14 protein-coding genes are annotated in these 17,081 nt (G+C 49.6%); 7 read left to right on the forward strand and 7 right to left on the reverse strand.

The genetic code is table 11. The annotated features are described in order from the left end of the window. Positions 1-15: 15 nt before the first annotated feature. A complete protein-coding gene (locus tag N836_RS51975; RefSeq protein ID WP_023072741.1) occupies positions 16-1,002 on the reverse strand; it encodes a cytochrome c oxidase subunit II in 987 nt (328 codons plus the stop codon). 579 nt (positions 1,003-1,581) lie between these two features. On the opposite strand from N836_RS51975, the gene N836_RS51980 reads away from it, so the two are divergent. Next, complete coding sequence (locus N836_RS51980; RefSeq protein WP_023072742.1) at positions 1,582-2,523, forward strand: COX15/CtaA family protein; 942 nt, start codon at positions 1,582-1,584, stop codon at positions 2,521-2,523. Positions 2,524-2,706: 183 nt separating this feature from the next. Next, the gene (locus N836_RS51985; protein ID WP_023072743.1) at positions 2,707-3,666 is read left to right on the forward strand and encodes a heme o synthase; all 960 of its coding nucleotides are present in this window, start codon (positions 2,707-2,709) and stop codon (positions 3,664-3,666) included. A gap of 60 nt (positions 3,667-3,726) precedes the next feature. Here the strand turns inward: N836_RS51985 and N836_RS51990 are convergent, their stop codons facing one another. Next, positions 3,727-4,479: a DUF4058 family protein gene (locus N836_RS51990; RefSeq protein WP_023072744.1), complete on the reverse strand. Its 753-nt coding sequence runs from the start codon at positions 4,477-4,479 to the stop codon at positions 3,727-3,729. A gap of 129 nt (positions 4,480-4,608) precedes the next feature. Between N836_RS51990 and N836_RS51995 the strand changes: the two genes are divergently transcribed. The 5 genes from N836_RS51995 (at position 4,609) to N836_RS52015 (ending at position 11,403) form a co-directional block, all read left to right on the forward strand. After that, the gene (locus N836_RS51995) at positions 4,609-5,640 is read left to right on the forward strand and encodes a daunorubicin resistance protein DrrA family ABC transporter ATP-binding protein (protein ID WP_023072745.1); all 1,032 of its coding nucleotides are present in this window, start codon (positions 4,609-4,611) and stop codon (positions 5,638-5,640) included. Positions 5,641-5,934: 294 nt separating this feature from the next. Continuing rightward, on the forward strand, positions 5,935-6,810 hold the full coding sequence (locus N836_RS52000) for an ABC transporter permease (protein WP_023072746.1): 876 nt from the start codon (positions 5,935-5,937) through the stop codon (positions 6,808-6,810). A 50-nt stretch (positions 6,811-6,860) separates the two neighbouring features. Beyond that, the gene (locus N836_RS52005) at positions 6,861-7,487 is read left to right on the forward strand and encodes a trimeric intracellular cation channel family protein (protein ID WP_023072747.1); all 627 of its coding nucleotides are present in this window, start codon (positions 6,861-6,863) and stop codon (positions 7,485-7,487) included. Between the two features lie 105 nt (positions 7,488-7,592). Continuing rightward, on the forward strand, positions 7,593-7,937 hold the full coding sequence (locus tag N836_RS52010) for a hypothetical protein (RefSeq protein ID WP_023072748.1): 345 nt from the start codon (positions 7,593-7,595) through the stop codon (positions 7,935-7,937). A 268-nt stretch (positions 7,938-8,205) separates the two neighbouring features. Continuing rightward, positions 8,206-11,403, forward strand: coding sequence for a valine--tRNA ligase (locus tag N836_RS52015; RefSeq protein ID WP_023072749.1), 3,198 nt, complete (start codon positions 8,206-8,208; stop codon positions 11,401-11,403). Between the two features lie 37 nt (positions 11,404-11,440). Here N836_RS52015 and N836_RS52020 read toward each other — a convergent pair whose 3' ends face one another. The 5 genes from N836_RS52020 to N836_RS52040 all read right to left on the reverse strand — a co-directional run bounded on the left by N836_RS52020 (position 11,441) and on the right by N836_RS52040 (position 17,080). After that, the gene (locus N836_RS52020; protein ID WP_023072750.1) at positions 11,441-12,202 is read right to left on the reverse strand and encodes an SDR family NAD(P)-dependent oxidoreductase; all 762 of its coding nucleotides are present in this window, start codon (positions 12,200-12,202) and stop codon (positions 11,441-11,443) included. A gap of 173 nt (positions 12,203-12,375) precedes the next feature. Beyond that, positions 12,376-13,884, reverse strand: coding sequence for a GMC oxidoreductase (locus N836_RS52025; protein WP_023072751.1), 1,509 nt, complete (start codon positions 13,882-13,884; stop codon positions 12,376-12,378). Positions 13,885-13,894: 10 nt separating this feature from the next. Beyond that, positions 13,895-14,506, reverse strand: a complete 612-nt coding sequence (locus N836_RS52030) for a cytochrome c oxidase subunit 3 (RefSeq protein ID WP_023072752.1) — start codon at positions 14,504-14,506, stop codon at positions 13,895-13,897. Continuing rightward, entirely contained in the window at positions 14,499-16,172 is a 1,674-nt protein-coding gene (gene ctaD, locus N836_RS52035; protein ID WP_023072753.1) for a cytochrome c oxidase subunit I, read from the reverse strand. The genes N836_RS52030 and ctaD overlap by 8 nt, the downstream gene beginning before the upstream one ends. Before the next feature lie 5 nt (positions 16,173-16,177). Then, positions 16,178-17,080 carry a cytochrome c oxidase subunit II gene (locus tag N836_RS52040; protein ID WP_023072754.1) on the reverse strand — a complete coding sequence of 301 codons (903 nt, stop codon included), beginning with the start codon at positions 17,078-17,080 and terminating at the stop codon, positions 16,178-16,180. Position 17,081 lies beyond the last annotated feature (1 nt).

A 17,081-nucleotide genomic window follows, 5' to 3' on the forward strand; every position in this document is an offset into this window, starting at 1 on the left:
AACTAAGGGAAATCGTTAGGGCATTAACGCCATATCCATGTGGGCATGAGGCAACTGATCTAAATGTTCCGCTGGTGTATGTATGGGTGATTCAAAGTGAGCCAAGTACTCGGCATCAGTCTCATCAGGGGGATGACTAGCCGTTGCGATCGCCGTTGAGAGATCCGTTGCGCCCTCAGCAATTCGCTTTTGTTGCCATTCGTCATAGTCTGCCGCCGAATGAACAATCATCTGAGTACGCATACCGCCATGGTAAGAGCCACACAACTCAGCGCAGACAATCGGATAGGTCCCCTCCCGAGTCGCTCGCACCACTAAAGAAGTCTCCTGACCCGGAATCATGTCTTGTTTGATCCGAAATTCAGGCAGCCAAAATGCATGAATCACGTCCTGAGCTTTGAGGTTCAGCTTAACCAAGGTGTCAACGGGAACATGCACCTCGCCATCCACAATGCCGGTCTCAGGATAGGTCATAACAAATGCAAACTGCAGCCCTAGCACATCGATGTTGAGCACATCACCCATGGATTCTCCACCCATATCGGGAGGTTCGCCTAGCCCAGCCGCCGCCAACATCGATCCCTGTTGACTAGAAGGGCTATAGGCCAACTGCACGGCCTTAGACGAGTGATGCTCCATCAAATTTAGCCCACCCATCTCGGTATAAATTTCAAAACTGTATACCGAGAGACCCAGGACAATAATGGCTGGGATCGCCGTCCAAACAATCTCAAGGGGAATGTTGCCCTCAATATGAGGTCCATCGGCTTCATCTCCTTCTTTGCGACGAAACCGAATCAAGGCAATAATCAGGCTGCCCTCAACAATGAGAAACAGCCCGGTGCCAATGGTCATCATTAGATTAAATAATTGGTCAACTTCACTGGCTTCAGCAGATGCAGCTACAGGCATCAAACCGTGATTTTGACCATACCAAAGACTGATTAGCGTGACGGCAATGCCAATCAGCATGGTGATAATAGAAGTAGGAATACCGTTCACGACTCGAACACGCTCCTGTGGCTAGTCTGTTGTCAAAAAACAGAATGGGTTAAAACTGACCAAACAAAACAGATTAGAATCAACGCCAGTAAATTTACTTGTTTGAAGGAGCACACACCTAAAACCTGGGGAACTCCAACTCATTGTTGGCCCCAGGCATTACGCTGTATCATTTTGTGAATCTGTAACTGGCCGTTGTTTTGATGGTCTGCGGATAATGTAGAGCAATATCAGTAGGGTTATTAAGACGAGGGGTTAGAAAGTTTTTGAGACCCTCTCAAGGTAACGCTATCTCTTCGTAATTAACAGTCTTTGTAAAGTTGATTTGAGCTATTTAAGGATTTTCTTCAGGTTCCTCCAGCTACTGCCAACGCCAGAACAGTCAAATACCCTAAATTGAAGCGATATAGATGGATTTTGGCCAATAAAATCAGCCCCCCATAATTTAAGAGATTTAAAGAAAAGCTGCAAACGAGAAGAAATGCTAAACGTATTTCATCGTTAGCAAAAAAATTTTCTACTCTGTATAGGAGTGTTCATGACTTTCTGTTTCGGTTTCTTAAGAGAGTTTTTAGGTTTATGGCTCATTCTTCGTTGTCCACATTCCGTGCAGATCGTGTTTCTGACTTTGATCCGGTGCGTTATCTGCGCCGGTGGGTGTGGAAAATGGCTATCGCCACTTTGATATTGATGGCCATTGGTAGCGCCACCCGAGTGATGAATGCAGGGTTGGCCTGTCCAGACTGGCCCCTATGCTATGGACAACTGGTGCCCAGCCAGCAGATGAATTTACAGGTATTTCTGGAATGGTTTCATCGCCTGGATGCATCCCTGATTGGATTGATGGCGATTGGCTTAGTTTTCTTGAGCCTGCGATGGCGTCAATCCTTGGATGGCTGGGTGCCTTGGACAGCTGGCTTGGTTCTCTTTTTAGTTGTTTTTCAGGGTGTTCTAGGTGGTCTTACGGTGACGCAGTTGTTACGGTTTGATATTGTTACCGCCCATCTAGGTACAGCTCTCTTAGTATTTTGCACCCTCTTGGTCATGGGCATGATGCTTTTGCCCTATCAGGCCAAAGGAACTGCCGGTAAATTGTCCTGGATAGGAGGTTTAGCGGTGGTATTAATTTATGCTCAAAGCTTACTCGGTGGACTGGTGGGTTCTCGCTGGGCTGCTCATCAATGCTTTGGTTTGGCGGAGCTATGTAGTGTAGTGAACGCGCATCTGTTAGGGATTGTGCCAGCCAGTCTGGTGGTGATCTTACTGGCTGTTTTGGCCTGGCGGACACCGGCTTTAGATGGGGTGTTGCGATCGCAAGCTACCATTGCCTTTGGCCTATTAGTTCTGCAGCTAATCCTGGGTTTTGCCACATTTCGCCTGCGGTTGCAGGTTGAACCTCTCACTGTCTGCCATCAGGCCGTCGGCGCAGCTTTATTGGGTACGCTAATTTGTTTCACCGTGTTATCTCTGCGAGATTGTTTCCCAACTGAAGAGAATCTTAAGACTTCAGCTAACGCTTAGAAAGTTTGAGTTAGGACAATGAAGAGTTTTGAAACTTGACAACTTCAGGTATCTTCAATCCGTCGTGCTGCTACCGTCCTTTGCCATAGATAAACACCCCAACCCTAAGCACTGAGTTCGATACTTTTCACACAGCCGCTTGAAACACGAAATAGTCATTCCAATCATCTTTTCTTCATCCCTATGCAATCCCCTAATATCGCGTCTAAAGTTCACCACGAGAACTTTGGCCAGATCTGTCGCAGCTACTATCAGCTGACCAAGCCTCGTATCATTCCTCTACTGTTAATTGAGACAGCAGCCAGTATGTGGGTGGCTGCCCAGGGACATCCAGACCTGTTACTGGTGCTGATTACTATGGCCGGCGGCTGGCTGGCAGCAGCATCAGCCCAGGTCATCAACTGCGTTTATGACCGTGATATTGATTACGACATGGAACGCACTCGCGATCGCCCCATTCCCTCCGGACGCATCCAGGTGCGCGATGCTCTGATTTTTGCGGGGGTATTAGCGACGGCATCCTTTAGCGTGCTGACGGTGTTCGCCAATCTGTTAAGTGCCTGTTTGGCCATGGCCGGTATTGTGGTTTACATCGGTGTGTATACCCACTGGCTGAAGCGGTCATCGCCCCAGAATATTGTCATCGGCGGTGCAGCGGGTGCCATTCCGCCAATGGTCGGCTGGGCAGCTGTGACTGGCAATGTTGGCTGGGCGGCCTGGATTTTCTTTGCCATCGTGTTTGTATGGACTCCGCCCCACTTTTGGGCCCTGGCTATATTGATTAAAGATGACTATGCCAAGGTGAATGTGCCGATGCTGCCGGTGATTGTCGGTAATGAAGAAACCGCCAATCAGATCTGGCTCTACACTGTGCTACTGGTGCCCGTCACCCTGCTGATGGTGTGCCCTCCTGAAGCTTGTGGATGGCTCTATGGGTTGCTAGCGCTGCTGCTCGGCGGCCTATTTTTGCAAAAAGCCTATGATCTAAAACAGTGTCCTGGCGATCGCGATCTGGCCCGAGGGGTCTTCAAATACTCGATCTTCTACATGATGTTGCTATCTGCCGCCATGGTGGTAGATAGTCTACCCGTTACCCAACAAAGCATTCAGGCCATGGTGGCTGTGATTGGCAAGTTGGGGTAATGGCTGGTTGACGATGGGCGGTCAACACTTATTACTACCGTCCGTCTAATTCATTATCTACTAGTTGATTAAGGCTGCTAGCCAACGCTGCTCATTGTCAGATAGAGAGGGTATTGGCGGTTGAGCATAATCAATGGATAAATCGATTGCTGATTCTTCGCAAGATTGTTCTAATAACTTCGCTAAGTCAATCACCAGTTCCTTATCATCTATACCTAGTGGGAATAGAAAACAGGGTATGGGATCGTCTAAATCAAAGGGATAGCGCTCTGCACTGGGACGTTCTTGGCTGCGACTGATGACGATTTGATAGGCTGCTGTCCGTCCCCCTTCCAGGGGCATGGATATTCCGGTCCTGAGGAGATCGATTTCTACAAGATGGGTTTGACTATTCAGAATACGCTGTCGTTTGGCTAAATATTTTTGACGTCCTTCTCCAGAACGTTTGTTAGCAGGTGATAGTACTTCTACAACCGTAATCACCCGATTGGTGGAAATTTCTCGAATCTCAAGATAAGGCTCACGCACCTCAATCACTGTCGGTATCTGTACTCGTTCAGGTTTAGGTAATATCGCTACTGGCTGCGGTGAACTAGAGACTTCGGGAGTACTTTTAAATACCGTGGTGTCGGGAATGCCCACTAGCAAGGTGTCAGTGTAAACTCGTTTTTCCAACGCCGCTCGATATTTAGGGGTAATGCAACGATTTAACATCCGCATCAAACAGCTAATCAGGCCATAGTGAACTTCTGGCCAAATAGTCGGATGCTCTAAATAAGGATTCATGCCAGGAAAGTTAGGTTTCTGAGCCATAGACTACTACTGTGAAAGTCTGTATTCATTCTAATGATGGCGGGTAGCTCCCCTGAGGTCTCCAGTTGACCATTACAATTAGGAGTGATTAACCCCTCCCGTTAGGGGGCTGTCTATACAATTTTAAGGATGTTAAAGCAGTCCGCAGTTGTCATTGAAAGCCTTCAAAAACGCTATGGCGATGTCCAAGCTGTGAAGGATGTCTCGCTACAGATTGAACCTGGAGAAATCTTTGGCTTACTGGGCCCGAATGGTGCTGGTAAAACCACTATCATTCGCTGTTTGTGTACCCTGGCGTTGCCCGATACCGGCAAGTTAGAGGTGATGGGTATATCAGTTTTAGATAATCCACGCCAGGTCAGACAGCGCCTGGGCTACATTGCGCAGGAAGTAGCCTTGGATAAAGTGCTCACCGGACGCGAGCTGCTGGAGCTGCAGGCGGCAATTTATCATCTGCCGGGGAAGCTGGCTAAATCCCGGATCAACCAGATGATTGAGCTGTTAGAGCTAACTGACTGGGCGGATAAGAAAACCGGCACCTATTCAGGAGGTCTGAGAAAGCGGTTGGATTTAGCCGCTGGCCTGCTTCATCAGCCGGATGTCTTAGTATTAGATGAACCTACGGTAGGTCTAGACATTGAGAGCCGTTCAGCCGTGTGGCGATTTTTGCGACAGCTGCAGGCAGCGGGGACCACAATTCTGATTACCAGTCATTACCTTGAAGAGGTAGACGCCCTCGCCAATCGGGTGGCCATTATCGATCAGGGTAAGATGATTAGCTCAGGCACACCGGCTGACCTGAAAGCTAAGGTGGGGGGGGAGCGCATTACCCTAAGAATTCGAGAGTTCACCCCGCTGGACGAGGCACAGCAGGCAAGTACATTGCTACAGAAATTGCCGGTGGTGCAAGAGGTGATCGTCAATAGTGCCCAGGGCAACTCCCTTAATCTAGTGGTCGAGTCAGAATCTGATGCCCTGATGACGGTGCAAAAAGCTCTCAAAGAGGCTGGTTTGCCCACATTTGGGATCGCTCAATCACAGCCGAGCCTGGACGATGTTTATCTGGCGGCAACGGGGCGCACCATTATGGATGCAGAAGTGGCAGCCGCGAGCAAACGTGACATGAAAAAGGAGATGAAGCAGCAGAACATGAAAAGGTGAAAGGCCTAAAAGGAACCTCTGACCTTGAATTGGCCCTCATCCTCCAACCCTTTGCACCTTCAGGGAGAAGGGAGACTGGCCTCAAAGTTCGTCTCCTGGGGGAGAAGCATTTTTAGGATGAGGGCTCAAAAACTGGAGCTAGTCTCCGTTGTGTACACACGGTACCCCCCTGGGAGCGGGCTGGGGAGCGAGCCATCCGAACATCAGTAAAGTCGAAATTGTTTGATCACCATTCCTTAGTAGGCTTGTTTTTAATCTTATTGATCCATCAAAAAGTCAAGAACTTTTAATCAAATGAGCAGTTCCAGTATTCAAAATAATCAGCTACAGCAGTGGAAGGATGATGCGATCGCATCTCCTGGTTTCAGCGAATTTCTTCAAGAAACCCTGGCCCTGACCAAGCGGCTATTTATCCAGCTGCAGCGCCGACCCTCCACATTGGCCGCTGGCATTATCCAGCCCCTAATGTGGCTCATTCTATTTGGCGCACTGTTCCAAAACGTACCCCAGGGACTCTTTGGCGACAGCATCAACTACGGGCAATTCATCGGTGCCGGCATTATCGTCTTTACCGCCTTTGGTGGTGCCCTCAATGCCGGACTGCCGGTCATGTTTGACCGAGAGTTTGGGTTTCTAAACCGGCTGCTGGTAGCGCCCCTCGTCTCCCGATTTTCCATTGTGATTGCCTCCGCGCTGTTTATTGCCGCCATGAGTCTGGTACAGACAGCCGCGATCGTTGGCCTCAGCGCCTTGTTAGGCGCAGGGTTGCCCAACCTTGCCGGTTTAGGGCTAATGGTAGCCATTATCCTGATGCTGGTACTCGGCGTCACCGCCTTTAGCTTGGGGCTAGCCTTTGCCCTGCCGGGTCACATTGAGCTCATTGCCGTTATTTTTGTCACCAATTTACCGCTACTCTTTGCTAGCACCGCGTTGGTACCCCTCTCCTTTATGCCCCGTTGGCTGAGTATTGTGGCCAGCCTCAACCCCCTCAGCTATGCCATTGAGCCCATTCGCTACCTTTATTTACACAACGACTGGAGCTTTAGCAACATCGTCATGCAGGCTCCCTGGGGCGATATTTCCATGGGCGTGTCGCTCATGCTGCTGACTGCTTTTTGCGGTGGTGCGCTAGCCTTGACCTATCCTCTGATTAACCGCCGCATTGCCTAGACAGTGAGAGTTCGATAAGCTTTTTAACGGCTCCGTTCCTATGACTGCTGGTGGTTCCCCATATTCTGGATTTAATCGGTGTCGCTGTCTTTGCGATCAGTGGTGCCCTAGCAGCAGGCCGTAAACATCTGGATTTATTGGGTGTGATGGTCATTGCTGTGGTGACCGCTATTGGTGGCGGTACCCTACGAGATGTTTTGCTTGACCGACATCCAGTATTTTGGATTGAAAGTCCGATTTATCTTTCAGTCATTTTAGGCTCCGCCCTATTGACGGTGGTTTATACCAAATTCTTTAAACCGCCGCACAAATCCTTGCTGGTGGCTGATGCCTTTGGATTGGCTCTATTCTCCATTAGCGGCGCACAAATTGCTGAGCAGCTGCAATTAGCCAACTTGCTGATCATCGTCATGGGCACGATTACGGGCTCAGCCGGTGGCGTTATCCGGGATGTCTTGCTGGTAAATATTCCAGTGATATTAAGACGGGGCCGCATCTATGCGACCGCTGCCATTGTTGGGATTGCGATGTATCTGCTGTTGCAAGGGTTGGGGATGGCTCAGTTTTGGGCTGAGTTACTCGGAATGACAGTAGTGGCTAGTTTAAGGCTAGCGGCCATTATCTGGGGCCTGATGCTCCCCATCTTTAGTCTTTCGGATACCCCAGTAGACTCGTAGTCAAGTAACCACTTGAAAAAGTGCTACTACCCTGTAGCAACTCCAAATAGAATTGCTAAACTATGGGCATTGCCCACAGCTAATTAACGTACCGTGACCTTCACTATGGCAAGCATTTTTCGCAACCTATTGGCTTCTGTAACAGGTTTAGGTTTGGCCCTCGGCCTGGCAGCTGTGCCAGTTTTAGCTCAAACTAATGGTGGGTTTGATGATTTAAGTGGTGAGTCTACGAATAACGAAGTTTTTAGCGGCAGTGGTCTGAGCCTGACTGATTTAATGAACAATGCTCGTCGTTCCCAGGGTCTGGATTCAGCTGAGTTTGGTCGGCAGAGTGATCAGAACATTGACGAAGCCGCTGCTGATTTTCGTCAACGCCAGCAAGAAGCCCTTGAAGCTGATCAAGGCGCGGCGGCTGTAGAAACCCCCGAATTTGAAGGACAGCAGCTCTAGTTTATAGTTCAGCATTACTCAGATTAGAGTGTTGGATCAAGGGAGTCGTTTTCATGGCTCCCTTTGTTATTGGTCGGTTTACTGGTCAGTGTGCCTATTGACAGCCGTGTAAGATAGCGCCCAGGTCATATACGGTTGGAACTGACATCAAAGGGCAGGCTACTCGTCTTCTCCAGGAGAACGCTGCCGGACTTTCCGGTTATGGCCTAACATTATTGAGTTAGTCAGTAATATCGCGCTCTTACTATCAAAGGCACTCCTCAAGGCAATGACCGCAACTGTCCCTACTCTATCGAGCCAGTACGATCCTTCCCAAACCGAATCCAAGTGGCAGTCCGCTTGGGAAGACAATGCTGTATTTAAGGCTGATCCAGACCATGGTGGGGACCCGTTTTGTGTGGTGATCCCACCGCCAAATGTCACTGGCAGCCTACACATGGGCCATGCCTTTGAGAATGCGCTGATTGATACCCTGGTGCGCTATCAGCGCATGAATGGTCGCAATACCCTGTGGCTGCCAGGTACCGACCACGCCAGTATTGCTGTGAGTGCAATTCTTGATCAGGAGTTGCGATCGCAAAATAAAACCCGTAAAGATATCAATCGAGACGACTATCTCACCCGTGCTTGGCAGTGGAAAGAAGAATCCGGCGGCACCATTGTTAACCAGCTGCGCAAACTCGGTGTATCAGTAGACTGGACCCGTGAGCGCTTCACCATGGATGAAGGGCTGTCTAAAGCCGTGCTAAAAGCCTTTACCAAACTCTACGCAGAAGGGCTAATTTATCGGGGCAATTACATGGTCAACTGGTGTCCCGCCAGCCAGTCGGCGGTATCTGATGTTGAAGTTGAAAATAAAGAAGTCGACGGTAATCTTTGGCATTTTCGCTATCCGTTGACCGATGGTTCAGGCCATGTGGAAGTGGCCACAACTCGACCCGAAACCATGTTGGGGGATACGGGCGTAGCTGTTAACCCGGAAGACGAGCGTTATCAAGAAATGGTGGGGAAAACCCTGACCCTACCGCTGGTGGGACGTGAGATTCCCATTATTGCCGATAGCTATGTCGACAAAGAATTTGGTACTGGCTGCGTCAAGGTCACGCCCGCCCATGATCCCAACGACTTTGCCATGGGCGAGCGTCACAATTTGCCCATGATCACCATCATGAATAAAGATGGGTCGATGAATGAAAATGCCGGTCGCTTTGAAGGTTTGGATCGGTTTGAAGCCCGTAAACAGGTGGTTACGGCTCTGGATGAGGTCGGGGCACTGGTGCGGATTGAGGACTACAAACATAGTGTCCCCTATAGCGATCGCGGCAAGGTGCCTGTAGAACCCCTACTGTCTACCCAGTGGTTTGTCAAAATTCGTCCCTTAGCAGACAAGGCTCTGGATGCTCTGGACAACCATCAGTCCCCCAGGTTTGTTCCCGAACGCTGGACTAAGGTATACCGCGATTGGTTAGTCAACCTGCGGGACTGGTGTATTTCCCGTCAGCTCTGGTGGGGCCACCAGATTCCGGCCTGGTATGCGGTCAGCCAAACCAATGGCGAAATTACTGACTCCACCCCCTTCTTTGTCGCCGAGTCAGAAGCAGACGCCCGCGCTCAGGCCACGGCCCAGTTCGGTGATGGCGTTGAACTCCAGCAGGACCCTGATGTTCTAGATACCTGGTTCTCCTCAGGTCTTTGGCCCTTCTCCACCATGGGCTGGCCCGATGAAAACGCTAAGGATTTCCAAACGTACTACCCCACAACCACACTGGTTACCGGATTTGACATCATCTTTTTCTGGGTAGCTCGCATGACCATGATGGCCGAGCATTTCACTGACACCATGCCTTTTGAGACCGTATACATCCACGGTCTGGTGCGGGATGAGAAAAATCAGAAAATGTCGAAGTCCAAGGGCAATGGTATCGACCCGCTGGTGCTAATTAACAAGTACGGTACCGATGCTCTGCGCTATACACTGATTCGTGAAGTGGCCGGGGCAGGTCAAGATATTCGCCTGGACTACAACCGTAAAACCGATGAGTCGTCGTCGGTAGAAGCGTCTCGTAACTTTACCAATAAGCTATGGAATGCGTCCCGGTTTGTAATGATGAATTTGGCAGGCAAGACGCCAGCTGATTTGGGCGAGCCGGACACGGCTAGGCTAGAACTTGCCGATCGCTGGATTCTCTCCAAGTTTAATCAAACAATTACCCAAACCCGCGAGTATCTTGACAAGTATGGCATGGGTGAAGCGGCCAAGGTGCTATACGAATTTATCTGGGGAGACTTTTGCGATTGGTATATTGAGCTGGTCAAACCCCGTCTGTACGGTAAGGATGAGGACTCTAAGCAGGTAGCACAACAAACCTTGGCCTTTGTGCTGGATGGTATTCTCAAGCTATTGCATCCCTTTACACCCCACATCACTGAGGAAGTCTGGCATACCCTAACCCAGACAGGAGAAGACAGCTATCTGGCGGTGCAGCCCTACCCTACGGTTCGCTCTGAATTGGTGGATGCTGAACTAGAGCAAGACTTTGACCTGCTGATTGGCACTATCCGTACTATCCGTAACCTGCGGGCAGCAGCGGGTGTGAAACCCTCGGCCAAGATCGAAGCCATTCTTAAAACCGATGATGCTGGCGAGGCACGTGTCCTCAACGCCACCCAGGTTTATCTAAAGGATGCCGCCAAGGTCGAAACTCTCACCATTAGGGGAACAACCTTAACTGCTGAAACCTTAAGCGTCAGTGCCAACGCCACAGTTCCCACTTCGCAAACGGCAGACAGTACTGAGCACGCTGACGGCCTGCCAGAAATCGACTGGGGGGATGGCATAGACGCTCTACAAACACTGCTTAAGCATCCCCTAGGCTATATTGGACAAGCCTACAATACGGCTAAAAAACCAGCGTCCGTTGTATTGCTGCTACTACTCACAGGGCTAGCCATTAGATTAGCCGCAGCGGTTGTTTCTGGAGTGAATACCCTACCTGTATTGGGTAGATTCTTTCAAATGATCGGTGTCGGCTATACCGCCTGGTTTGGTGGTCGTTATGTCCTCAAAGCTGCAAACCGCAGACAGCTCTGGGAAAACGCAACTGGGTTCTGGGATGAGGTGGTTGGTACCTTTAGTAAAGAGACTGACGAGATAGAGAATCTAACGACAACATCTGAAGCAAGCGAGCCCCTCGCAGAAGATACTCGGCAGATGTTTGCGGGTGTATTTGGCACCGTTCAGGTGCTGATCCCGCTTACGGGTCTGGTGGATGTGGATGCCCTGAAGCAGAAGCTGGAAAAATCCCTGGCAAAGGTCGAAGGCGAGATGAAGTCGATTAACGGTCGTTTGGGCAACCCAGGCTTTGTGAATAAGGCTCCGGCCCATGTGGTGCAGGAAGCACGGGATTCACTGGTTGAGGCAGAAACTCAGGCAAAGCTGTTGCGAGAGCGATTGGCTATGCTTTAGACCCGAGCATGCTCTTGAATCCTCATTTCTATGGGATTTATCTGATGGTTTTGCCCCCGTCGGCAACGATGGCAGCACCATGGACAAAGTCGGCATCGCTGGTGGCTAAAAACAGGGCCACACGGGCAATATCCTCTGGTTTACCCAGGTGTCCTGCTGGAATGGTAGAAACGGCGGCTTTTTCTTCTGCAACCGGATCGTCGCTCAGATTAAACTCAGCCCGAATCATGGGAGTATCAGTAGGGCCAGGGCAAATGGCATTGATGCGAATATTCTGAGCTGACCATTCTGCGGCCAGGGTTCGGGTTAAAGCCAGCACTCCTCCTTTGGTGGCGCTGTAGCCGCTGTAGAGGGGCTGTCCGACTATGCCTAATTCTGAGGCGGTGTTGATAATGATGCCACCGCCTTGGGTGAGCATCTGCACAATGCCGTGCTTACAACCAAAGAAAACACCTTTGAGGTTTACTCCCAAGAGTTTGTCTAGATCGGCCTCGGTGGTTTCTGTAATAGGCTTGATAACAGAGATACCGGCGTTGTTAAAGAGAATATCGAGGCGGCCAAAGTTCTTGACTGTGGCTGCGATCGCACCAATCACCTGCTCTTCATCGCTGACATCTGCCCCCAGCCCCAGGCACTGTCCCCCAGCCATCTCAATCGCCTCTTCAGTTGCCTGGGCTGCATCAGCATTCACATCAACGGCGACAACAATCGCCCCTTCCTGTGCAAAACAATTAGCCGTAGCCCGACCAATTCCAGAACCAGCACCCGTAATCAAACTCACCTTGCCATCCAGCCGCATTTGAGTGCCCCCTTATTTCTCAAATAGCTTTAGCATTGTCAACTGTCTTTGTTACAAATACAACACTTACGTACCGATGGTTTGACGACGTTTAAAAATCGAAAAAATCAGGTCAAGAATAAGCCAAATGGCTTATTCTTGACCTGCTATCAGGTGATGTAAACGATTGAAATCTACCCTAATCGTTGAGTCAAATGCTCCCCAACCCGTAAAGCATTGGCAATTACCGTCAATGCAGGACTCACGCTGGCATTGGATGGAAAAAAGCTACTGTCTACCACATAGAGATTCTCCACATCGTGGGTGCGACAGTTGGGGTCTAAAACCGATGTCGTCCGATCATTACCAAATCGGCACGTACCACATTGATTGGCCATCACCTGGATCGGGATCTCACCCCGTGGGTGATTACCTCGCTGAAAACCACCGAGCTCTTTTTCAATGGTTTTGAGGATATCTATCCAGCGATAGACTAGACGGTCGTGAGCCTCTAAATTATTAGGCGTGTAGTCAATGTAGAGTTTGTTGTGTTCGATCCGAACACGATTGTTGGGATCGGGTAAATCTTCGGTCTGAATCCACCAACCGATGGAACGAGTAGCCAGTTGTTTCAGCCCAAAGCCAGGCATATATTTTGCCAGAATTGAGAGTAGAGGCGGAGCCTCCGCAAAAATTACATCGGTGAGTAGCCCCCCGGTATTGTAAATGTGACCCATGGGGTAAGGGAAATCCGTATCACCCCAGTAAAAATCGTTAATGTAGATAGTTTTTAGAAAATCGCCTGTGTTTGCTTTGTTTTTAAGCTGCACTACCGTTGTCAGCAAACTTTTCATCAAGTTGCGACCTACCAATCCTGAGCTATTGGCTAACCCTTGGGGGTGTTTTTCATTGGCAGACTGCAGCAACAAGGCCGCTGAATTCACTGCACCACAGGCTAAAACAACGATATCAGCAAAAAATAAATAGGTTTGATCGCCACGTTGAGTTTCGATCGCTTTAATCAGACGACCAGTCGGATCGGTATGCAGGGCAACAACTCGGGCTCCGGTTTGGAGGGTGACATTGGGATACTTGAGGGCAGGACCAATCCCGCTCACCTCAGAGTCGTTGGTGGGGTCATCGTCCTGGCGGGTAAGCCCTAAAGGGAGACGAGCTGGGTGCAGCGGCTGAGTTGCGATCGCGCCAAAAATCTCCTCAATCTCAGGCTTTTGTTCAATTGCCTCAAATGGATATCCCTGGCTATGTTCAGGCTCAGTCGGATCGCCTGCAAGCACACCGTGCACCTTATACAGCTGCTCAGCTTCAGTGTAATAGGGCTCAAAATCTGCATACTTCAAGCACCACTCAGGAGAGATCCCCCCCTGATGCTCCACCCGTTCGAAATCTCGTTCCCGCATTCTCAGTAATGCAGCACCGTAAATTTTAGTATTCCCCCCCACCGCATAGTTCATCTGAGGTGAAAATGGTTCTCCGGCTGTGTCGTACCACTGTTCTGGAGCATGGTAGCGCTCCCGCTTAAACACATCGACATCGCTACGATTTTGTTCTTCGAGGGGCATAAAATCTCCCCGCTCCAGGATCAAAATCCGTTTACCCGTAGGAGCCAGCTTACAGGCCAGAGTGCCACCCCCTGCACCAGTACCGATAATGATTACATCATATTGCCCATCATCAATAATCATAATGCCCCTTTCACTGCCAGATGTAGATTAGCAAAAACAAAACAATCCAAATGACATCAACAAAATGCCAAAACAGTGACGTCGCCGCTACACCAAATTCACCACCGTCATAATTACCAGGAATAAACGACCGCCCCAGCATAATCAGCTGCAGCAATACTCCCGTCAGAACATGCAGACCATGAAATCCAGTCAGTAAGTAAAAGATGCCGCCAAATACCCCATCGGTAATACCGAATTCAAGACTGCTCCATTCCACCGCCTGCCCATACAGGAAGTAGCTGCCCATGGCCATGGTCAGCAACCAAAAGGCACGAAAACCCCAGAGATTTTTGACATGGAGATAGCGCTCGGCAACGTAGATAACAAAGCTACTGGACACCAACACCACCGTATTGATAGCCGGGTCTGTGATCTCCAGTCCTTCAATACCAGGAGGCAACCAGTCGATAGCCGTAGTCTTGTAGACAATGTAGCCAGCAAAAAAGCTTAAAAAGATGACGCTCTCTGACAACAAGAACACGATAAAGCCAAACATACTGTTGCCTGCTTCATCATGGTGATGCTCAATATCAACAGCCGTCTGTTCACTACTGACGGGGTCGAGTTCAGTACTAGTCATGGGCTACCTCTAGTTCATCAGCATTGGAAACAAGTGGGTCAGATTTACCATAACCATAGGGATCACAAACCACCACTGGCAATACCTCAAAATTCTCATGGCTAGGTGGAGACGACACCAGCCACTCGATACCAATGGCTCGCCAAGGATTATCAGGGGCTTTTTCACCCTGCACCCAGGAACCCACCATGTTCAAAATAAACGGCAGTGTGGACATACCCAACAAAAACGCACCGATGCTCGCGATGACATTCCAAAAGGCAAACTCAGGATCATAGGATGCAACCCGTCGAGGCATGCCTTCTAAACCCAGAGGATGCATCGGAAAAAAGTTGAGATTCGTCCCAATAAAAGTGAGAACAAAATGTAGTTTGCCTAACCCCTCGTTGTACATACGACCAGTCATTTTTGGAAACCAATGATAGAGAGCCGCATAGACCCCCATTACCGTGGCACCATAAATCACATAGTGAAAATGACCAACGACAAAGTATGTATTGTTCACATGAATATCCACCGGGGCCGATGCCAGCATAATGCCAGTGATCCCGGCAAACACAAACATCAACAGTCCACCCAGAGCAAATAACATAGCGCTGGTGAGCCGAATCTTGCCGCCCCAGATAGTTGCCACCCAGGCAAATACCTTAATCCCCGTCGGTACTGAAATCAGCATCGTAGAGAACATAAAGAGCATCCGCATCCATCCCGGTGTACCACTGGCAAACATATGGTGAACCCACACTACGGCACTTAGCGCCACAATCACCAGAGAAGAAATAGCGACAACCTTATAGCCAAACAGTGGTTTACGGGCATAGACCGGAAACAGCTCTGAAAAAATACCAAAAATTGGCAAGATAATTACATAGACCGCTGGGTGAGAGTAAAACCAGAAAAAATGCTGAAATAGAATCGGATCGCCGCCTTTAACGGGATCAAAAAAGCTCGTACCCAAACTCAAATCAAACAACAGCATCACCGCCCCAGCAGTCAGCGCTGGCAATCCAAACAGCTGAATAATCTGAGCACTCATCACCGCCCAAACAAATATGGGCATGCGGAAAAAGGTCATCCCAGGGGCACGCATCCGCACAATGGTTGTAACAATATTGACAGCCCCCATAATCGAAGAAATTCCCGAAAGAGCCACTGCCAGCAGCCAGAGAAACTGACCATTGATCAAGGCCCCAGAGGGATTCTGTAAACTAACCGGAGGATAAGCCCACCAGCCCGCCTGGGAAGGACCACCTGGCGCTAAAAAACTCCCCATCAGAACGACACCAAACACTGGCACCATCCAAAAGGCCACGGCATTTAATCGGGGAAAGGCCATATCCCGTGCCCCAATCATCAGCGGCACCAGATAGTTAGCGAGCCCTGCCAGCACCGGAAAGGTCCACAAAAAGAGCATGACTGTGCCATGGAGGGTAAACATGGCGTTATAGACCGTCCGGTCTACCAGGTCCGCCTCCGGTGTAATCAACTCCCCTCGAATGACCATGGCAAAAATGCCACCCACTAAAAAGAAGAAGAAAGCGGTAACAATATATTGAATGCCAATGACCTTATGGTCAGTACTAAAGCTGAAAAACCGTCGCCAGCTTTCCGGTTCACCGGGCTGGTTAAGATTGTTATTGGTCTCATCTACTAAAACATTCGTCATAAAAGCTACTCCTCTGTGAGGGGTGAACCAGAATAATTAACCAAGGGTGGAGGAGCGGGAGGCACCGTCTTCCAACCGGCGCTAACGTCTTTTGCTGTCGCTTTACTGTAGTCCTCAAACGCTTCGTTGTAGGCCACCATGGGAGTTTGAGCCGCTGCTTGAGCTAACCATTGACGATAGTCCTCCGGTGACTCTACTACTACGTCTGCCTGCATGGCAGCAAAGTAAGTGCCGCTATACTGAGAATCCCGCAGGCGATATTTACCTTCCCGAATCGGAGTAAATTCAAATGTAATTTCCTGGCCCGGTATGACATCCTGTTTGACCCGAAAAGCCGGAATAAAAAACCCGTGAATTACGTCTTCAGACTTAAGTCTGAAGACAGCGCGCTGATTGCTGGGTAAGTGAAGTTCTGTACTACTGATGTTTTGATCGGGATAGCGAAATTCCCAAGTCCACTGCCGTGCCAAGACTTCTATCGGTTGTTCCCCAGCGTCCTGGTTAACGGCAGCAGCCGTCGCCATGCCCATATGAACATGCTCCATGGGGCCTAGAATCGACATTTGGTCGTATATTTGGAAACTGTAGGCTGCGATCCAAATAACCAGAGCAAACGGGATCGCTGTCCAGACCACTTCCAACGTGATATTGCCCTCAATCGGTGGGCCATCACTGGTGTCGTACTTGCCTGCCCGATGAAACAATACCGAGTAAGCGATCGCACCGGACACACCTAAAAAAATGAACGCCCCTATGGTGACTAGAAAACTAAATAAATTGTCGACAAGCACCGCTTCTGCTGATGCTTGAGGAGGCATCCAACCATAGGCTTGTTGCCCTACCCAAAAACTGATGACCGCTGCAACAATAGCAGCTATCGCCAAAATTAAAATCGTGCGAATTTTCATG

Source organism: Leptolyngbya sp. Heron Island J (assembly GCF_000482245.1).
Classification (GTDB): domain Bacteria; phylum Cyanobacteriota; class Cyanobacteriia; order Phormidesmidales; family Phormidesmidaceae; genus Leptothoe.

Bases quoted from the DNA above. Each gene is read 5' to 3' on its own strand.
- N836_RS52030 (WP_023072752.1), bottom strand. From the start codon at position 14,506: ATGACTAGTACTGAACTCGACCCCGTCAGTAGTGAACAGACGGCTGTT.
- N836_RS51990 (WP_023072744.1), bottom strand. From the start codon at position 4,479: ATGGCTCAGAAACCTAACTTTCCTGGCATGAATCCTTATTTAGAGCAT.
- N836_RS51985 (WP_023072743.1), top strand. From the start codon at position 2,707: ATGCAATCCCCTAATATCGCGTCTAAAGTTCACCACGAGAACTTTGGC.
- N836_RS51995 (WP_023072745.1), top strand. From the start codon at position 4,609: ATGTTAAAGCAGTCCGCAGTTGTCATTGAAAGCCTTCAAAAACGCTAT.
- N836_RS52025 (WP_023072751.1), bottom strand. From the start codon at position 13,884: ATGATTATTGATGATGGGCAATATGATGTAATCATTATCGGTACTGGT.
- N836_RS52000 (WP_023072746.1), top strand. From the start codon at position 5,935: ATGAGCAGTTCCAGTATTCAAAATAATCAGCTACAGCAGTGGAAGGAT.
- N836_RS51980 (WP_023072742.1), top strand. From the start codon at position 1,582: ATGGCTCATTCTTCGTTGTCCACATTCCGTGCAGATCGTGTTTCTGAC.
- ctaD (WP_023072753.1), bottom strand. From the start codon at position 16,172: ATGACGAATGTTTTAGTAGATGAGACCAATAACAATCTTAACCAGCCC.
- N836_RS52040 (WP_023072754.1), bottom strand. From the start codon at position 17,080: ATGAAAATTCGCACGATTTTAATTTTGGCGATAGCTGCTATTGTTGCA.
- N836_RS52020 (WP_023072750.1), bottom strand. From the start codon at position 12,202: ATGCGGCTGGATGGCAAGGTGAGTTTGATTACGGGTGCTGGTTCTGGA.
- N836_RS52010 (WP_023072748.1), top strand. From the start codon at position 7,593: ATGGCAAGCATTTTTCGCAACCTATTGGCTTCTGTAACAGGTTTAGGT.
- N836_RS52015 (WP_023072749.1), top strand. From the start codon at position 8,206: ATGACCGCAACTGTCCCTACTCTATCGAGCCAGTACGATCCTTCCCAA.